Here is a 15277-nt window from a genome sequence, read left to right as displayed (position 1 = left end):
GAGACTCTCACAACTTGTGTGCCGAGATGTCGCTCTCGGCAGTGCTTCTCTACGCGGTTCTCGACGAGCTGCCGGAGCCGCACACGCGAATCGCCCTGTCGCTGCTCCCACTCGCGTTGCTCGGGACGGCGCTACGGGTACTGTCCACCGGTGGCGTGAGTGACAGACTCGGTCTGGCGCTGGCGCTGCTGGCGGGGTTGTTCTTGCTGGGGACGGTACTGGACGGACTCAGACGCGAGAAATCGCTGTTCGAGCGTGATTACGACACGCTGTCGTAGAGCGAGGCGAGTCGGTCGACCGCGTTGGAGATGCTCACCTCGTCTCGACGAGCGAGACAGTTCTCGGAGAGGCGGTCGCGGTCCTCGAGGGCGCGCTCGATGCCCGCTCGGAACCCGTCCCGGTCGCCGCGCTCGAAGTGATACCCGGTCACGCCGTCGTCGACCGTCTCGGCGAGTGCGCCGGCGTTCACACCGACGACCGGCGTCCCGCAGGCGTTGGCCTCGAGGGCGACGAGTCCCTGCGTCTCGACAGGCGAGGGGAAGGTGAACACGTCGAGGGCGGAGTAGAACGCGGGCATCTCCTCGCGGTCGAGGAACCCGAGGAACCGTGCGTCCACGTCTCGTTTCCGTGCCTCGGCCTCGAGGTCCTCGCGGGCGGGCCCGTCGCCGCCGAAGACGACGGTCGCGTCGAGCCCCTCCGTGGCCGCGAGTATCTGGTCGAGTTCCTTCTCGTAGCCGTGGCGGCCGGTGTAGCCGACGAGGGTGCCCGAGAGGTCGTACTTCTCGCGGAACCCGGTTGCGTCGACCGGCTGGAACTGCTCGGTGTCGATGCCGTTCGAGACGACCCGCACCGGCGTATCGACGCCGACGACCTCGGTGAGGTGGCGGCGCGTCGGCCCCGACGGCGTGATGACGAGGTCGGCGCGGTCGTAGAACCAGCGCTCGTACCGCTTGCTGAGACGCTGGAGGCCGCCGGCCAGCGTCTGCGACGGCGAGATGTACTCCGCGTACTCCGCGGTCGGCGTGTGGTAGGAGGCGACGAGCGGTTTGTCCTCCGAGCGCGCGAGTCGCAGGCTGGCGAGGCCGAGCGCGAACGCGGTGTGTGCGTGGATGACGTCCGCGTTCTCGACGGCGTCGGGGATCTGTGGGGCACCGACGCGGAAGCCCTCGTAGAACGGGAAGGGGACCGACCGGACCGGGTACTCGCCTGCGTCGGGCGAGTGCCCGTCGGAATCGGGGTACACCACGTCCATCCAGCCGTCCTGGCGGTTCCATCGCTCCCGCCAGGACTTGATGGTGTAGGTCACGCCGTTTACCGTCGGGAGATAGGTGTCGGTAAAGGCCGCAACCTGTTGCGTCATTATCGCCGTAATCAGGCGACGAACACTTAAAAGGCGTGACTTCAGTCGGCCGAGAGGAGGTCGCGGTAGGTGTCCGCCAGTTCCGCGCCGATGGTCTCCAGACTGTGTTCTTCGGCGGTCTCGCGGGCGTTCTCGCCCAGCCGGCGGCGGAGGTCGGGGTTCTCGTCGAGGCGGTCCAGGGCGGCCTCGAACTCCGCGTTGGTCTCACAGAGCAGGCAGTCGTGGCCGTCCTCGAAGTACTCCCGGAAGACGGGGATGTCACGCAGGACGACTGCCTTCTCGCAGGCCATCGCCTCCAGCACGACGAGGCCCTGGTTCTCCACCTTCGACGGGAAGCAGAACACGTCACCGGCGGCGAACGCGGCGCGCTTGTCGTCCACCCAGCCGGTGAAGGTGAGGTTCTCGGGTGGGTTCTGGGTCCACTTCCGGACGGTCTTCGAGGCGTGTGGCCCCTCGTCGTACGTCCCGAACCACGCGAAGTCGTAGTCGGTCGCCTGTGCGAGTTCGCAGAAGGTGGTCAGGCCCTTGCGCTCGAAGACGCTCCCGACGGCGAAGACGACCATGCCCTCCAGGTCGTACTCCTCGCGGGTCTCCTCGCGGAAGGGTTCGTGGCCGGCCATCGAGTCGAGGTCGATACCGTTCGAGATGGGTTTGATGGGCGCAGAGAGCGGGTAGTCGTCGAGGACGCCCTTGGTGTACTCAGAGGGACAGAGCACGAGGTCGGCCTGCGAGTAGAACCGCTTGAGATACTGGCCGAGGGCTGGCGCGACCGCGTTCGAGAACCGGAACGACCCCCGGAAGTCCTCCTTGGTCACGTGGGCGTGGAGAACCAGCGGGATGTCGTTGCGCTTGGCGTGGCGGGCCACGGCCAGCGACTCCGGGCCGATCATGTTGCAGTGAGCGAGGTCGTAGTCGGCGAAGAGGTCCTCGTCGAACGCGAGTTTGGCGAACGCGGCGTCCGGGATGGAGCCGTCGGTCCAGGGCGAGTCGACGACGTCGATGTCGGGGGCGGCCCGCGCCAGGGACTCGCGCTGCTGGTCGGCGGCGGTGCCGATGCCGCTTCGCTCCAACTGGGATTCGAGTTCGAGGTGGTTCAGGACGCGCACTGTCGTGTCGGTCCTCGGACGACAGAAAAATAGCTTGCGACTCGTCGCGGGTTCGCCGCACGACACCAGCAAGACGGTACCCCTTTTGTCGTCGGGGCGGAACCCACGGACAGATGACCATCGCGGAGGAGCGAATCGACCGGCTGGACGCCCTCGCCCGCGAGGCGACGCGCAACGGCGAGTTCGACCGTGCCCGAGAGTACGTCCGGCTCGCCAGACGCATCGCCGAGCGGAACCGGGTCCGGCTCCCGTACCGGTTCAGACGCTTCACCTGTGACGACTGTGACGCCTACCTCCTCCCGGGTGTGAACGCCCGGACGCGACTGCAGGACGGCCACGTCGTCGTGACCTGCGACTGCGGGCACCACACGCGGTACCCGTACCGCTAACCCCCCGATATCGGTCCTGTCGGCCGTCGCTACCCGCTCTTTCGTCCACCCCTGGACCTCGCACGTTTGGTGAAACATTGAAAGCGCTGGCCGCAAAAGCGGGGGGTATGAGTAACGAAGAGCTTCGCCGAGAGGCCCACGAACTCGATGTGACAGTGTGGGTCGGCAAAGGCGGTATCGACGCGGTCGTCGACGAGTTGAACGACCAGCTACAAGGAAACCAGATGGTGAAGGTGAAGTTCCTCCGGGCGGCCCGGGGGGGCACCTCGACCGAGGAGCTCGCCGAAGAACTGGAAGCCCTCGTGAACGCCGAGCTGTTCGACGTTCGCGGGAACACTGCCGTCTACAACTGATGTTCGGGGGCGTACTCCTGCAGGGGAACGGCGCGGGCCTCGACGGGCTCGCCAGGGCCCTGTTCGACGCCGGCGTCCCGGAAGCGTACGCAGCCGATGTGGCCTCGGCCATCCTGTTCCTCGTCGGCTTCCTCGGGGTCTACACAATCGGGCGGATCGTCGTCCTCCCGCTCGTCGGGACGCTCATGGACCGCCGGGGACTGGACAAACACGCCCGGATTCCCCTCCGGAAGATAACCAACTTCGCGATAATCTTCGCCGCGATCGGCTTCGCGTTCGCGTTCGCCGGCTTCGGAAACATCCTGACCGCCCTCGCCACCATCGGTGCGGCGGCCACGCTCGCCATCGGTTTCGCGATGCAGGACGTCATCGCGAACTTCGTCGCGGGCGTGTTTATCTTCACGGACAAGCCCTTCCGCATCGGCGACTGGATCGAGTGGGACGGGTATTCGGGAATCGTCGAGGACATCAGCCTGCGCGTCACCCGTGTCCGGACGTTCGACAACGAGCTCCTGACGGTGCCGAACTCGCAGCTGACCAACGGCGTCATCAAGAACCCGGTCGCGAAGGACCAGCTCCGTCTGCAGTTCCTGTTCGGCATCGGGTACGACGACGACATCGACAAGGCGACCGAGATAATCGTCGAGGAAGCAGAGCAACACGACGGTATCATGGACGACCCCGAGCCGACGGTCCGACTCACCGAGTTGGGCGACTCCTCCGTCGGGCTGAAGTCCCGCATCTGGATCGACAACCCGTCGCGCGCCGACTTCGTCCGGACCCGCGGTGAGTACGTCCAGGCCGTCAAGGAGCGCTTCGACGAGGAGGGCATCGACATCCCCTACCCGAACCGCACCATCGGCGGTTCCCTCGACGTGGCACAGCTCTCGGAAGTCGTCACCGCAGACGACTGACTGCGGTTCTTTCCTCGCCGGTCCGTTCGTTCGTCAGTCCGCTCGTTCGTCAGTCGTCGTCGGAGAACTCCTCGACAGTGGGGCCCTCGGCGGTGCTGACCTGTTCGGTCCGTCGCGCGTCGAACCAGCTCCGCGCGATCACCGGCCGGGCGACGCCGACGGCGACCACGGTCAGCGCGACGAAGAGGCCGACGCCAACCGTGTCACCCTGCTGGACGAAGTAGCCGACGGCGTCGACGAAGGCGTAGGCGAGCAGGCCCGCCGCGACCAGGAAGGCTCGAATCGCGTACGACCGCTCGGTCACGAGTGCCGTGCCGGCGACGAGGAGCGCGATGCCGGTGCCGACCTGTCCCACGAGCCTGGGCGTCAGCGGGAGCGGCTCGTCCTGGACGGCCGGTACCTGACCACTGCCGAGTAACACGAGCCAGTACCCCACGAGGACGACGGCGACGGCGATGGCGGCCCAGCCGGCGAGTCGCATCGCGTCGGCCCGGGCGGTCGCCGACGCCGCCACGTCGGTCGGCTGGAGCGACCGGTAGAGCAGGTCGCGGCACCCGCCGACGACCAGCCGGTCGGCAGCGCGGGCCGCGACGGCGAACCCGACGAAGAACGCGCCGAGCAGTGCGGCCGACTGCACGTCGAACGTCGCGCCGTCCTGTCGTTCGAGCACCATCGCGAACAGCCGGTCCAGCAACGTGCCGACGGCCGGCCAGACCGCCGCAGCGACGACCAGCCCGACCAGCACCGTCGCAGTGTAGAACACGTAGGCGGTCTGGGTCGGTCGGTCGCGGTCGAGGAACGCCAGTCGCTCCGTCGGGGAGTCGAACGACCGCGGGTTGGCGGTCACCTGTCGGACGAGCTGTTTCACGACGACCGCACCGACCACCAGCCACAGTAGCACCGCGAGCCACGTCGTCACCGAGTCCGCCGCGACCGCGGGCTCCCAGCGCTGGATGGCGACGACTGCCGGGCCGGACAGCCGGTCGACCACGAAGTAGAACAGGACCAGCCAGAGTCCGGCCGCGACCGGCCCGTCCGTCGGTGACAGCAGGTCGAAACGCGCCTGTGGCTCGTGATGGCTGCCGGCTGTCTCACGAGTGCCCGTCTCGGTACTCACGCGTCTCCCTCCGGTGCCCGGTTCGGCGATACCAAGACCATACTACCTCTAGTGACGAGATGCTGACCCAAATACCGAATCACTCCTCAGTAGGCGTGAGAGTCCGGACGAACGGGGGATAGCCGCGGCTGGAAGGGATGAATGCGATATGAATGGTGGACGCCTGGGATTGCCCGGCGTTCCCGGACGGGGAATCTCGGTCGTCTCCTCCACCCCGCGACCCATCGAGCGACGGGTGTCCGACGGTGAGCTGCTCACTTCCGTGCCTGACTCATTACCGCCGACCAACGACGGAGTGCCATCCCTGCGGATGGACCCCGTCGACCGCCGTCCCCGACGGACGAGGCTTCTACGTCGACTCCCGAGGCCCGACCGGGTCTGACCGGACGCCCTCAGGATTCGGTCCCCGCTAAAGACCATATCGCGGGTTGGGAGCAGGGCCTAACTGCCCGACCTAGTCCACTCCATCGTAGCCGCTTGCCTCTTAAGGACCTTTCGACTCGAACCGTTCGACGGCGGCCGGTTTCGCTCGGCAGGTCTGGGGGCTCAGACCGACAACAGGCCGAGGACGCGGGCGTACCAGGCACTACAGGCGGCGACAGCGACGCTACAGAGCAGGACGGCCCACGGGTGGTACTCCATCCAGTCCTCGGTACCGAGGCTGCTGACGATGCTGCCGGCGTCGAGCGCCCAGGACAGCGTCAGGAACGCCATCACCAGGCCGAAGACGAGGGTGACCCCGGCGGCGAGGTCCGGCTCGGTGCGACCCTCGCGCCCGGCCGCGAAGACGATGGCCGCGACGAGCGCGAACAGGGAGAGATACGCCGGGGAGACGATGCCCACGCCGTAGTACGTCGACAGCCCCGAGATGGCGGTCTCGGAGAGCGTGACGTACGGGACGAAGACGGCGACGACGAACGCGACAGCGGCGACGATACCGACTGTCGGGGGGGTCCGGAACCGGTTCATAGGCGAGACTCGTCGCGGACGGGACATAAACGCCGCGAAGGCAGCAGGCACCCGCCGCGCCGGGTATCGGCCGCCGGTCTGGGGTTTGAAGTGTGCGCTGTGCGTACACGAACCAAGGGATGCGAGACGATTCTCCCCGTACCGGGTCCCTGCAATCTCGGGGACTCGTCGACAGACGCAGCGTCCTCCAGGTCGCGGCAGGGACCGGTGTCGGATTCGGGCTCGGGACACTCGTCGGGGTCGAGGTCGCGAATGACGACGACGACGGCGACGACGGGCAGCGGTCGTCGTTCGACGTGACGGAGACGACCACGGCACGCTCGACGACCAGTCGCGACGACGACCGGCCGACGACGGTCACCATCCACGCGGACAGCCGGTTCGCGGAGATCGGCGACGAGGTCGTCGACGAACTACACGGTGCTGGGCTGGGCGGTGACGTCGAGGTCGAGTTCCTGGAGGGCCCACACACGACCATCACGCGCCAGAACCGGTACCAGCAGTTGCTCGAGGCTGAACAGCCCGAGCCGACCATCATGATGATGGACTCCGGGTGGGCGATGCCGTTCCTCCGGAATTTCCCGTTCCCGAACCTCTCGGAGCGCTTCTCCGCCCCGGTCGCCTCGCGCGTCGAGAACGAGTACGTCGAACCGCTGGTCGAGACAGCGAGTGACCGAGACGGGGCACTCTACGGGCTCCCGGTGTTCGTCCAGGCCCCGACCATCCAGTACCGGAAGGACCTGCTCGAGACGGCGGGCTACGACCCCGAAGGGGCGAACTGGGCGACGGACCCGCCTGACTGGGAACTCTTCTCGCAGGTCACGAAGGACACGATGGAACAGACCGACACGCAGGGCTACACCTTCCAGGCGAACAGGTACATCGGCCTCTCGTGTTGCACCTTCAACGAGGTCATGTCCTCGCTCGGGGGCGCGTACTTCGGCTCGCCCGAGAAGTACCTGTTCGGCCCGGTCGGCGAGCGCCCCGTGACGGTCGAGGAAGACCCGGTGCTCGACGCCCTCCGGCTGCTGCGCTCGTTCATCCACGGGACCGACGCACCGGACACGCTCGACCGGGTCGCGGGCGACATCGCGCCCGCCGAGGTCCTGGAGTACACCGAGGAGCCGTCCCGGAACCCGTTCACCGAGGGGCGGGTCGTGATGCACAAGAACTGGCCGTACGCCATCGAGATCAACGCCCGGGAGGAGCAGTTCGGGTCGGACCTCGGTGTGATGCCCCTGCCGACGGGCGTCCCGCGGTCCCGGACCGACTACCCGGAAACCGGCGGCTCGGTGGCGGCGCTCGGCGGCTGGCACTTCCTGGTGAACCCGTATGCCCCGTCGGATCTCCAGAAACAGGCCGTCTCCGTCCTCGAAGCCGTCACCACCGACAGGGTCAGACGGTTCCTCTTCGAGAAGCTGGCGCTCTTGCCCCCGGAGACGGGACTCTTCAGTTCGCTCCCGGCCGACGCGAACCCCCTCGGGCCGTACCTCCCGCAGTTGGCCTACGCCGTCGAGAACACGATACCGCGACCGGTGACTGAGGTCTGGCCCCAGGAATCGCAACGGGTCGTCGAGCGGGTCCACGCCGCCCTTTCGGGTGACTCGACTCCGGGTGCCGCGATGACAGCGCTCGCCGACGACCTTCAGACGGTGGAAGCGGCCGACTGAGCGCCCGCCGGAGCGCAGGCGTGTCACTCCATCGCGAGGCGGAACGCACAACATCCCCGGGGGCGATAATATCAGTATGGGACTTGGTTCGGCAGGCAAGATGCTACAGACCCTCCAGACGGTTTCAGAGCGCGCAGAACAGCTCTACGCACAGCTCAAGGACGTCAGGGAGCGCCTCACACAGATCGAGAACGACGTGGACGCGACCACGAAGACGGTCGGTGAACTCGAGACGGAGCTCACCGAGCACCGCGTGATCCTCGAGGCACTCGCAGAGAAGGAGGGTATCGACGTGGGTGAACTCCTCGCGGACGAGCTCATCACCGAGGCGGAATCCCCAGCCGAGGCGGTCGCCGATGCCGACTCCACGGCCGAGGACATCCCCGTCGAAGAGGAAGGCACCGCACCGGACGAGGGGACGACCAGTTCTGCCAGCACGAGCGAGTAAAAACACCTATCGGGCGGCGGCAACTATTGCCCCAGTATGACGACCCACGAGGAACCGCTGGACTCGGTGCTGGAGACGGTCGGTGAGACGCCGCTCGTGCGGGTTCACGCCGCCCCCGACGACGTTCCCGTCTACGCGAAGCTGGAATCGTTCAACCCTGGTGCCAGCGTGAAAGACCGCATCGGGAAGTACATGCTCGAACGGATGCTCGAAGACGGCCAGCTCGAACCGGGCGGGACCGTCATCGAGCCGACCGCGGGCAACACCGGCATCGGGCTGGCGGTCGCCGCCGGCCAGCTCGGCCTCGACGCCATCTTCGTCGTCCCCGAACGCTTCTCGCTCGAGAAGCAACAGCTCATGCGAGCGCTCGGTGCCGAGGTCATCAACACCCCGACCGAGGACGACATGGGCGGGGCCATCGACCGCGCCCACGAACTCGCTTCGGAACTCGACAACGCCGTCGTCCCCCAGCAGTTCGAGAACCCGCTGAACACCGAGGCGCACTACGCCACCACCGCCCCCGAGATATACGACGCCCTCGACGGGAAAGTCGGCGCAGTCGTCGCCGGCTGTGGCACCGCCGGGACCCTCATGGGCATCGCGAGGTACCACCGCGAGCAGAACCCCGAGACCTACGTCGGCGCGGTCGAACCCGAGGGCTCGCTCTACAGCGAGTTCAAGGGCGACCACCCGGACGCCGACGCCTACAAGATTGAGGGTATCGGCACCCACGACACGACCACCAACAAGCTGTTCGAGCCCGACCTCGTCGACGACATCATCCAGGTCGCCGACCAGGCCGCCCACGCCGAGGTCCAGCGCCTCGCCAGCGAGGAAGGCCACCTGGTCGCGTCCTCGGCTGGTGCCGCGAGCGTCGCCGCCATCGGCGTCGCCGAGCGCATCGCGAGCGGCGAGATAGACGCTCCCTACGACTCGGTCGTCACCGTCTTCCCCGACTCCTCCGAGCGATACCTCTCGAAGGGTATCTACCGGCCGTACGAGGAGTGGGAAGGCTGAGCCGTCAGACGAGTCGGGAGTGCTCGACCTTCATGCACTTGTCCTGAACCACCTGGATGCCCGCATCTTCCGCCTTCTTCGCGGCATCGTCGTCACGGATTCCGAGCTGGGTCCAGATAACCTTCACGTCGTCACGGGCCAGTGCTTCGTCGACGATGCCCGCGACCTCCTCGGAGGGACGGAACACGTCGACGACGTCGATCTCCTCCTCGACGTCCGCGAGCGAGTCGTAGGTTGGCTCGCCGAGAATCTCGTCGGCGAAGGGGTTCACAGGAACGATTCGATAGCCGTGTGACTGCAGGTACTTCGGGATGTCGTGGGCGGCCTTGCCGGGCGAGTTCGAGCAGCCGACGACGGCGACCGTGTCGTACTCGAGAACCTCGCGAAGGTTGGTGTCACTCTGGACTGGCATACTTGAAGAGACGGCTGCGGGACCGAAAAGCGTGCCGGGCGGTCCGGTTACTGCGACGGGATACCGGCGGTGTGGAGCGTCGGTTCGCCGTCGTCGTTCTCCTCGACCTCGATGACCGCGTCGAACAGCTGTTTCAGCGTGTTCATCGTCTGGTCGTCGTGGGCCGTCGAGTCGATGATGTAGACGCCGAGCGCGTCGGCGGACTGGACGCGGCCGGTGAACACGTGGAGGAAGCGGAAGACGGTCTGGAGGTCCGAGTACATCAGGAGCGTCGAGACGGAGTGCAGCAGGATACGGTTCTTGCGGTGGCCTCGTACCTCGTAGAACTCCTCGAGGAACTCGGAGAGCTTGATACCGATGCCCGTCATGTCGACCGGCGACGACGCGTACTTGATCCGGGCGTCGTCGGTGACGTTGTTGACGCCTCGTTGCTTCGTCACGCAGTCGACGATGCCGATGTCGACCGCGTCGATGTCGTCGACGCGACCCTCGTACTGGTCGAAGATCTTCTGGGCGCTGTCCTTGGTGGTAACTACGATGGTGCCCTCGCCCTGCTTGGAGCCACTAGCGAGGATGTCCAGCGCGATCTGTCGTTTCCCCGTCAGCGGTGGACCGGCAACCAGCAGGTTCGTGCCGGGAGAGAGTTCCGCATCCGGTAGAACGTCGGCCAGGTCATACATGGCGTTTCTACATCACTCGGGACCAGTGCCGTCCGGTTGGTGTCGAGACCGGTTCCCTCGTATGGTATGAGAATACAGTATCCGGCTTATAGTACTTTTGATTAAAATCATCACTACGGCATCACAACTCATCGCCGTCGGTGATTCTCGGGGGTTACGCGACCAGTACGGCGACCCGACCGACGATGAACGCCGCGGCCGCGAGGAACATCCCGTACTTGAGGTGGGTCTGGCTCGCGGTCGGGTCGCTGAAGCCCTCGTAGGCCGCGTACAGCATCAGGGCGTCCGCCGGCAGGACAGCGACGAGGTAGGCGATACCGAGCGTCTCCCGGAGGAAGGGGACGGGACTGGCAAGGACGGCCGCGACGAGGGCGGTCGACGCGAGGAGAAGCGCCCGCCGCTCACCGACCGCGATAGGCAGCGTCCGCAATCCCTCCTCCCGGTCGCCAGCGATGTCCTCGACGTCCTTGATGACCTCTCGACTGACCGTCGAGAGCGCGGCGAGTAGGAACAACGTTGCGGAGGCGGCTGCATCTCCCACCGCGGCCCCACCGAACAGGAACGTGCTGCCACCGAGGTACGCCACCAGAAGGTTCCCGAACCCGGGAGTTCCCTTGAACCACTCGGTGTACGCGACCAGCGCCAGCAGGTTGAACACCGCGATACCGATGGCGAGCGCAGGTAACACCAGTGCGAACGCGGCCGCCAGCGCGAACAGGAGCACGCTGAACGCCAGCGTGCCACGGGCACTCACCGCGCCGCGGGGAATCGGCCGGTCCGGCGCGTTGATGCGGTCGATGTCCCGGTCGAAGTAGTCGTTGATGGCGTTGCCCCCGCCGGTCGCGAGGACCGTGGTGACGCCGGCTGCCAGCGTCCGAATCGCCGGAGACTCGATGCCGCCGGAGACGGCCGTCACGTCCGCACCGACGGCGACGAACGCCCCGATGAACGTGAGGAACCCGGCGGCGACGGCGTTCACCGGCCGGGTCAGTTCGACCAGTCCCGTGACCCGGTCTGTGACACTCATACGCTTCACTGTCTGGTGATACAGCAAAAAAGGCGTGATTGGCGTCGGGCCGTGCCTCAGGCAACTGGCCGAGCACGGAGGGCCGCGGTCTGCGTCAGCGATGGACCGGCCGGCTGACTGGCCGCGACTGCGGCGTCGACCGGCGCGTGGGAGACACCCGGGAGGACTGCGATTCGATTCGACTCGTTGTCGCCGACCTCGATGGTGTCCCGGTCGATGTCGACGACGTAGCTGTTGTCGCTGCTCCGGTTGCTCCCCGAGTCGTCGTCCGTCTCGTCGGGCGAACCGGGCGGGTCCGGATAGCTGACCGTGGTGTCGTACGCATCGAAGTGCAACACGACGAAGTCGGTGTCCTCGGCGTCGTGGTTGAGCCTGACGACGATGATGGCGTCGTTCTCGCCGAGGTCGAACTCCCCGCTGGACTCGTCGATGAGGTCCAGCCCGGTCCGGCTCTCGTAGTTCGAGATGACGTCGCGGAACGGCGTCGAGCTGTCCTTGTACCAGCCGGCGGTGAACGCCGAGGACGGCGGGACCGCGTCGCCGTCGACGAACGTCTCGTGGTGCGTGTCGGAGGCGTTCGACTGCGACTGGTAGGTCGGGGTCGTCTGGTTGATGCCGTCGCAGGTGACGTAGTCGTACTCCTCGCCGTTGTGCTCGACAGTGTCCCAGGCCGCGGTCATGTTCTCGCAGTTGTGCGAGGTCGCCGCGACCGAGAAGTAGTCGCCGACGTCGATGGCGTCGATATCGACCGATTCGACGGTGTCGGTACCATCGGGCTCGACGCTGACGTCGTCGAGTTCGACGGATTGCCCGCCGAAGTTCAGGGAGAGGCTGGTGTTCTTGTGCTGGATGACCGTGACGGTCTCCTCGGTCACGTCGCCGGCGATCTTCCGGAAGGTCTCTTCGAGGTCCTCGGAGTCACCCACTTGCGAGAAGTTCCCGTCGGTGGTGCTCGCCATGTCCTTCAGGAGGTCCTCGTCGGTGTTCCCGCCGAGACCGACCGTCTGTATCTGGATGTTGTCCGGCAGGTCGGCGGCGGCCTGGAGGACGTCGTCCTCGTCACCGTCGGGGCGACCGTCGGTGAGGAACACCATGACCTTCTTGTCGTTGTCGCCCTGCTCGAGTTCCTTCTCGGCCCGTTCGATGGCGTCTTCCATCGGCGTGCCACCCGTGGACTGGAGGTTCAGGCTGGTGTTCGCGCCGTCGAAGTCGAGCCCGCGGGTCTTGATGTCGTGTCGAACCACCGCGTCCGGATTGTTGGCGGTGCTGAACGAGACGACACCGACCTGGTCACCTCGGGACGCGTTCAACAGCCCGATGAAGGTCTGCATCGCCTTCTCGCGTTCGTCGGTCGGGTCGTTGCCGACGTTGACAACCGTGACCGCGTCGATGTCGTCGGTGTCGACGGTCGCACCGCCCACCTTGCTCACCGTCGACCCGTCGTCGTACGTGATGTGCCATCTGAAGCCGTCCTGGACGGTCGCTTCCTGGACGCGATAGCTATCGCCGTTGCACAGATTCAGATAGCCCGGCCCACTCACGCCCTGGTAGTAGCGGCCGTCGTATATCAGGTCGGTGTCGCCGCGTGGGATGTAGACGTTCTCACAGCCTCCACGGACACTCGTCCACTGGCTCGGGTCATCGTAGGTCTGGACCTGCTCCGTCCCCATCGAGCCGGAGTCGTCGATGACGAACACCACGTCGAGGGGTTCGCGTTCGCCGACCGTCTTCGTCGTCTCGACGACGTCCGCGACGACCGTCCCGGCGACGCTGACGCGCGCTTTCGACTGGTTCACGACGAGCGCGTTCTTGCTCTCGTCTTCGTCCACGCCGGCACAACCGTTTTCACCGGTGTGGCTCTGGGCGGCTGCCGGACAGTCGTCGTAGCTGTCCGGAACGCCGTCCAGGTCCCCGTCTGCGACCGTGTCGTCGGGGTCGGCCGAGTCGGGGATGCCGTCGCCGTCGGAGTCGAGGTTCCCGGTCCGGACGTTCTCGTCGAAGTGGAGCTGTGCTCCCTTCTCGACGACGGTCTCCCCACCGACGACGGCACCGAACACCTCCGCGTGGTCGCCCGGCCAGTTCGCTTCGAGCGTCGTCGTCCCGGAAGACCCTGGTGCGTAGGTGACGCCGGTGTAGCGCGACCCCGGCTCGAAGGTCACGTCCGCGCCGCTGCGCGCGTAGGTCCAGAACCGGGTCGAGTTGTTCGTCGGTGAGCCCCCCGGTCCGAGCGCGGTGACGGCCCCGCCGACGGTCACGTCGTTCATCACGAACAGGCGGACCTGCCCATCGCCCTCGACCTCGATGCGCCCCTGGACGTCCACGGACCGGTTCACCGCGACGACCACGTCGCCGCTGCTGGTGTCGAAGGTGACGGTCTCACCCGAATCGACGTCGAAGTTCTCGGCGAGGTAGACGCCGCCGTCGACGGTGCCCGACTGGCGAACCGAGTCGAGGTGACTCGCGTCGAACACGGGCGTCTCGTCGTTGTGGTTCGAGAGCAGCGCCGAGTCCACGGCGAACTCGACGTCGTCGTCGGCGCGCGGAATCGCGTTCCCGGTGTACGCGAAGCCGTCGTGCCACGACCCGGTCACGTCGTACTGGTGGTCCGGCGGCGTGGTATTGCTCCCGTTGTACGAGACGTTCCCGTCGATGCGGGTCGGGTCGGCCGCGTTCCCCTGGATGGTCACGTCGCCATCGACGGCCACGTCACCGCGAATCTCGACGCCCTGGCGGACGGTTATCGACCCGTTGTTCACCACGAGCGCCGCCGAGCCGCTCTGGACCGCGTGTGGTGCCACCGCCGAGTCGTAGCTGTCGACCAGCGTCTCGGTGCCGACCGGGGCGGGGGAACTCTCGAAGACGACGTCGGTCGTGCCGGTCCCCCAGATACCGGCCTTGACCTCGGCGTCCTCGACGACGAACTCGCCCGGGGAGACTGCCTGTCCGAGGGGCACCGTGTACGAGAGACTGCTGTTCGCCTGGTCGTACTCGCTGTCGATGACGTTGCCCTCGAACTCGTCCTGCATGTACCGGTTCCACGCCTCGATGTAGGACGAGTTCTCGATGGTTATCGTGATGGTCCGCACGCGGTCGATGCTGGCGTTGGTCGAGACCGGCAGACAGAGTCGTTGCTCCAGTGCGGCTCGCTCGCTGGCGTTCGTCACCTTCTGGGCGGTGACTTCCCCGTCGCCGTCGATGGCACCCTCGACGTTCACCACCGGGAAGTCGAGGGTCCGAATCGGTCGGGGGTCGTCGGAGACGCGGTAGTCGAGGCCGGGCGAAGAGACCATCACCGACCCCGAACTGGTGTTCTTCCAGACGCCACCGGCCTGGTAGGCGACGGTGTCACCGTCGTCGTTCTCGTAGACGACGGAGCCCAGTGCCATCGACGCCTGGCAGTTCGCGTGGCCGTTTATCTGGAACGTCACCGTCCCGTCGTCACGGATGGTCGCGTCCTCCGCGTTCTTTCCCGTGAGGTCGATGGAACTCACGTCGCCGACGTCCCTGAACGAGAGCGTGCGTAACCGGGCACTGGCCTCTTCGAGGGTGAGTTCCGCGCTTCGAATCTCGTTCTGTTGCTGCACCGACTCGGTGACCGACACCGCGTTCAGGAGGATGAACCCCGACGCGACGGCGACGAGGCCCATCAGGACGACGAGTCCGACGATAGGTGACACGCCTCGTCGGTCGCGTGTGGTAGTGGTCTGTGATGGCGATTGCATGGTCCCAACCTAACTATATTTACACACGAATATTGTGTATATAATTCTAATGGGCATTGAACGAACTGCAAATGGTGTGAAATTGACTGGCGA

Annotated in this window: 15 protein-coding genes and 1 other RNA gene; 7 read left to right on the top strand and 9 right to left on the bottom strand. The window is 66.2% G+C overall.

Annotated features, from left to right (window positions below):
* Window positions 1-26: 26 nt before the first annotated feature.
* The gene (locus tag N6C22_RS10505) at window positions 27-278 is read left to right on the top strand and encodes a hypothetical protein (protein WP_261651056.1); all 252 of its coding nucleotides are present in this window, start codon (window positions 27-29) and stop codon (window positions 276-278) included.
* On the opposite strand, the gene N6C22_RS10500 is transcribed toward N6C22_RS10505, so the two are convergent.
* Both N6C22_RS10500 and N6C22_RS10495 read right to left on the bottom strand, forming a co-directional pair.
* Window positions 260-1360, bottom strand: coding sequence for a glycosyltransferase (locus N6C22_RS10500; protein ID WP_261651055.1), 1101 nt, complete (start codon window positions 1358-1360; stop codon window positions 260-262). The two genes, N6C22_RS10505 and N6C22_RS10500, sit on opposite strands and share 19 nt — an antisense overlap.
* Window positions 1361-1401: 41 nt before the next feature.
* Window positions 1402-2466 carry a glycosyltransferase family 4 protein gene (locus tag N6C22_RS10495; RefSeq protein WP_261651054.1) on the bottom strand — a complete coding sequence of 355 codons (1065 nt, stop codon included), beginning with the start codon at window positions 2464-2466 and terminating at the stop codon, window positions 1402-1404.
* 113 nt (window positions 2467-2579) lie between these two features.
* Here N6C22_RS10495 and N6C22_RS10490 point away from each other — a divergent pair, with 113 nt between their 5' ends.
* From N6C22_RS10490 to N6C22_RS10480, 3 genes are all read left to right on the top strand, one after another.
* Window positions 2580-2855: a ribonuclease P protein component 4 gene (locus N6C22_RS10490; protein ID WP_261651053.1), complete on the top strand. Its 276-nt coding sequence runs from the start codon at window positions 2580-2582 to the stop codon at window positions 2853-2855.
* Window positions 2856-2962: 107 nt separating this feature from the next.
* Complete coding sequence (locus N6C22_RS10485) at window positions 2963-3208, top strand: YhbY family RNA-binding protein (protein WP_261651052.1); 246 nt, start codon at window positions 2963-2965, stop codon at window positions 3206-3208.
* Entirely contained in the window at window positions 3208-4122 is a 915-nt protein-coding gene (locus N6C22_RS10480; RefSeq protein WP_261651051.1) for a mechanosensitive ion channel family protein, read from the top strand. Before N6C22_RS10485 ends, N6C22_RS10480 begins: the two co-directional genes overlap by 1 nt.
* 49 nt (window positions 4123-4171) lie before the next feature.
* Here N6C22_RS10480 and N6C22_RS10475 read toward each other — a convergent pair whose 3' ends face one another.
* From N6C22_RS10475 to N6C22_RS10465, 3 genes are all read right to left on the bottom strand, one after another.
* A complete protein-coding gene (locus N6C22_RS10475) occupies window positions 4172-5239 on the bottom strand; it encodes a hypothetical protein (protein WP_261651050.1) in 1068 nt (355 codons plus the stop codon).
* Window positions 5240-5392: 153 nt separating this feature from the next.
* Window positions 5393-5704: signal recognition particle sRNA (ffs, locus tag N6C22_RS10470), an RNA gene on the bottom strand.
* 81 nt (window positions 5705-5785) lie between these two features.
* On the bottom strand, window positions 5786-6208 hold the full coding sequence (locus tag N6C22_RS10465) for a hypothetical protein (RefSeq protein WP_261651049.1): 423 nt from the start codon (window positions 6206-6208) through the stop codon (window positions 5786-5788).
* Between the two features lie 119 nt (window positions 6209-6327).
* Here N6C22_RS10465 and N6C22_RS10460 point away from each other — a divergent pair, with 119 nt between their 5' ends.
* The 3 genes from N6C22_RS10460 (at window position 6328) to N6C22_RS10450 (ending at window position 9343) form a co-directional block, all read left to right on the top strand.
* Entirely contained in the window at window positions 6328-7878 is a 1551-nt protein-coding gene (locus N6C22_RS10460; RefSeq protein ID WP_261651048.1) for an extracellular solute-binding protein, read from the top strand.
* Between the two features lie 76 nt (window positions 7879-7954).
* Window positions 7955-8326: a DUF5798 family protein gene (locus N6C22_RS10455; protein ID WP_261651047.1), complete on the top strand. Its 372-nt coding sequence runs from the start codon at window positions 7955-7957 to the stop codon at window positions 8324-8326.
* Window positions 8327-8362: 36 nt separating this feature from the next.
* Complete coding sequence (locus N6C22_RS10450; protein WP_261651046.1) at window positions 8363-9343, top strand: PLP-dependent cysteine synthase family protein; 981 nt, start codon at window positions 8363-8365, stop codon at window positions 9341-9343.
* A gap of 4 nt (window positions 9344-9347) precedes the next feature.
* Here N6C22_RS10450 and N6C22_RS10445 read toward each other — a convergent pair whose 3' ends face one another.
* From N6C22_RS10445 to N6C22_RS10430, 4 genes are all read right to left on the bottom strand, one after another.
* Window positions 9348-9755 carry a CoA-binding protein gene (locus N6C22_RS10445; protein WP_261651045.1) on the bottom strand — a complete coding sequence of 136 codons (408 nt, stop codon included), beginning with the start codon at window positions 9753-9755 and terminating at the stop codon, window positions 9348-9350.
* Window positions 9756-9802: 47 nt separating this feature from the next.
* The gene (locus N6C22_RS10440) at window positions 9803-10435 is read right to left on the bottom strand and encodes a recombinase RecA (RefSeq protein ID WP_261651044.1); all 633 of its coding nucleotides are present in this window, start codon (window positions 10433-10435) and stop codon (window positions 9803-9805) included.
* Window positions 10436-10589: 154 nt separating this feature from the next.
* Window positions 10590-11462 (bottom strand): geranylgeranylglycerol-phosphate geranylgeranyltransferase, encoded by an 873-nt coding sequence (locus tag N6C22_RS10435; RefSeq protein ID WP_261651043.1) that lies wholly within the window; start codon window positions 11460-11462, stop codon window positions 10590-10592.
* Window positions 11463-11518: 56 nt separating this feature from the next.
* Window positions 11519-15184 (bottom strand): VWA domain-containing protein, encoded by a 3666-nt coding sequence (locus N6C22_RS10430; RefSeq protein WP_261651042.1) that lies wholly within the window; start codon window positions 15182-15184, stop codon window positions 11519-11521.
* Between the last annotated feature and the right edge of the window lie 93 nt (window positions 15185-15277).

The sequence above is a fragment of the Haloarchaeobius sp. HME9146 genome (assembly GCF_025399835.1).
Lineage (GTDB): Archaea > Halobacteriota > Halobacteria > Halobacteriales > Natrialbaceae > Haloarchaeobius.
Note: the sequence above shows the minus strand (reverse complement) of the source record. Positions and strands in the feature narration are given on the sequence as shown.

Excerpts from the sequence above, each read along its gene's own strand:
- N6C22_RS10480 (WP_261651051.1), top strand. The coding sequence starts at position 3,208 with ATGTTCGGGGGCGTACTCCTGCAGGGGAACGGCGCGGGCCTCGACGGG.
- N6C22_RS10500 (WP_261651055.1), bottom strand. The coding sequence starts at position 1,360 with ATGACGCAACAGGTTGCGGCCTTTACCGACACCTATCTCCCGACGGTA.
- N6C22_RS10430 (WP_261651042.1), bottom strand. The coding sequence starts at position 15,184 with ATGCAATCGCCATCACAGACCACTACCACACGCGACCGACGAGGCGTG.
- N6C22_RS10490 (WP_261651053.1), top strand. The coding sequence starts at position 2,580 with ATGACCATCGCGGAGGAGCGAATCGACCGGCTGGACGCCCTCGCCCGC.
- N6C22_RS10445 (WP_261651045.1), bottom strand. The coding sequence starts at position 9,755 with ATGCCAGTCCAGAGTGACACCAACCTTCGCGAGGTTCTCGAGTACGAC.
- N6C22_RS10440 (WP_261651044.1), bottom strand. The coding sequence starts at position 10,435 with ATGTATGACCTGGCCGACGTTCTACCGGATGCGGAACTCTCTCCCGGC.
- N6C22_RS10455 (WP_261651047.1), top strand. The coding sequence starts at position 7,955 with ATGGGACTTGGTTCGGCAGGCAAGATGCTACAGACCCTCCAGACGGTT.
- N6C22_RS10460 (WP_261651048.1), top strand. The coding sequence starts at position 6,328 with ATGCGAGACGATTCTCCCCGTACCGGGTCCCTGCAATCTCGGGGACTC.
- N6C22_RS10465 (WP_261651049.1), bottom strand. The coding sequence starts at position 6,208 with ATGAACCGGTTCCGGACCCCCCCGACAGTCGGTATCGTCGCCGCTGTC.
- N6C22_RS10505 (WP_261651056.1), top strand. The coding sequence starts at position 27 with ATGTCGCTCTCGGCAGTGCTTCTCTACGCGGTTCTCGACGAGCTGCCG.
- N6C22_RS10450 (WP_261651046.1), top strand. The coding sequence starts at position 8,363 with ATGACGACCCACGAGGAACCGCTGGACTCGGTGCTGGAGACGGTCGGT.
- N6C22_RS10435 (WP_261651043.1), bottom strand. The coding sequence starts at position 11,462 with ATGAGTGTCACAGACCGGGTCACGGGACTGGTCGAACTGACCCGGCCG.
- N6C22_RS10485 (WP_261651052.1), top strand. The coding sequence starts at position 2,963 with ATGAGTAACGAAGAGCTTCGCCGAGAGGCCCACGAACTCGATGTGACA.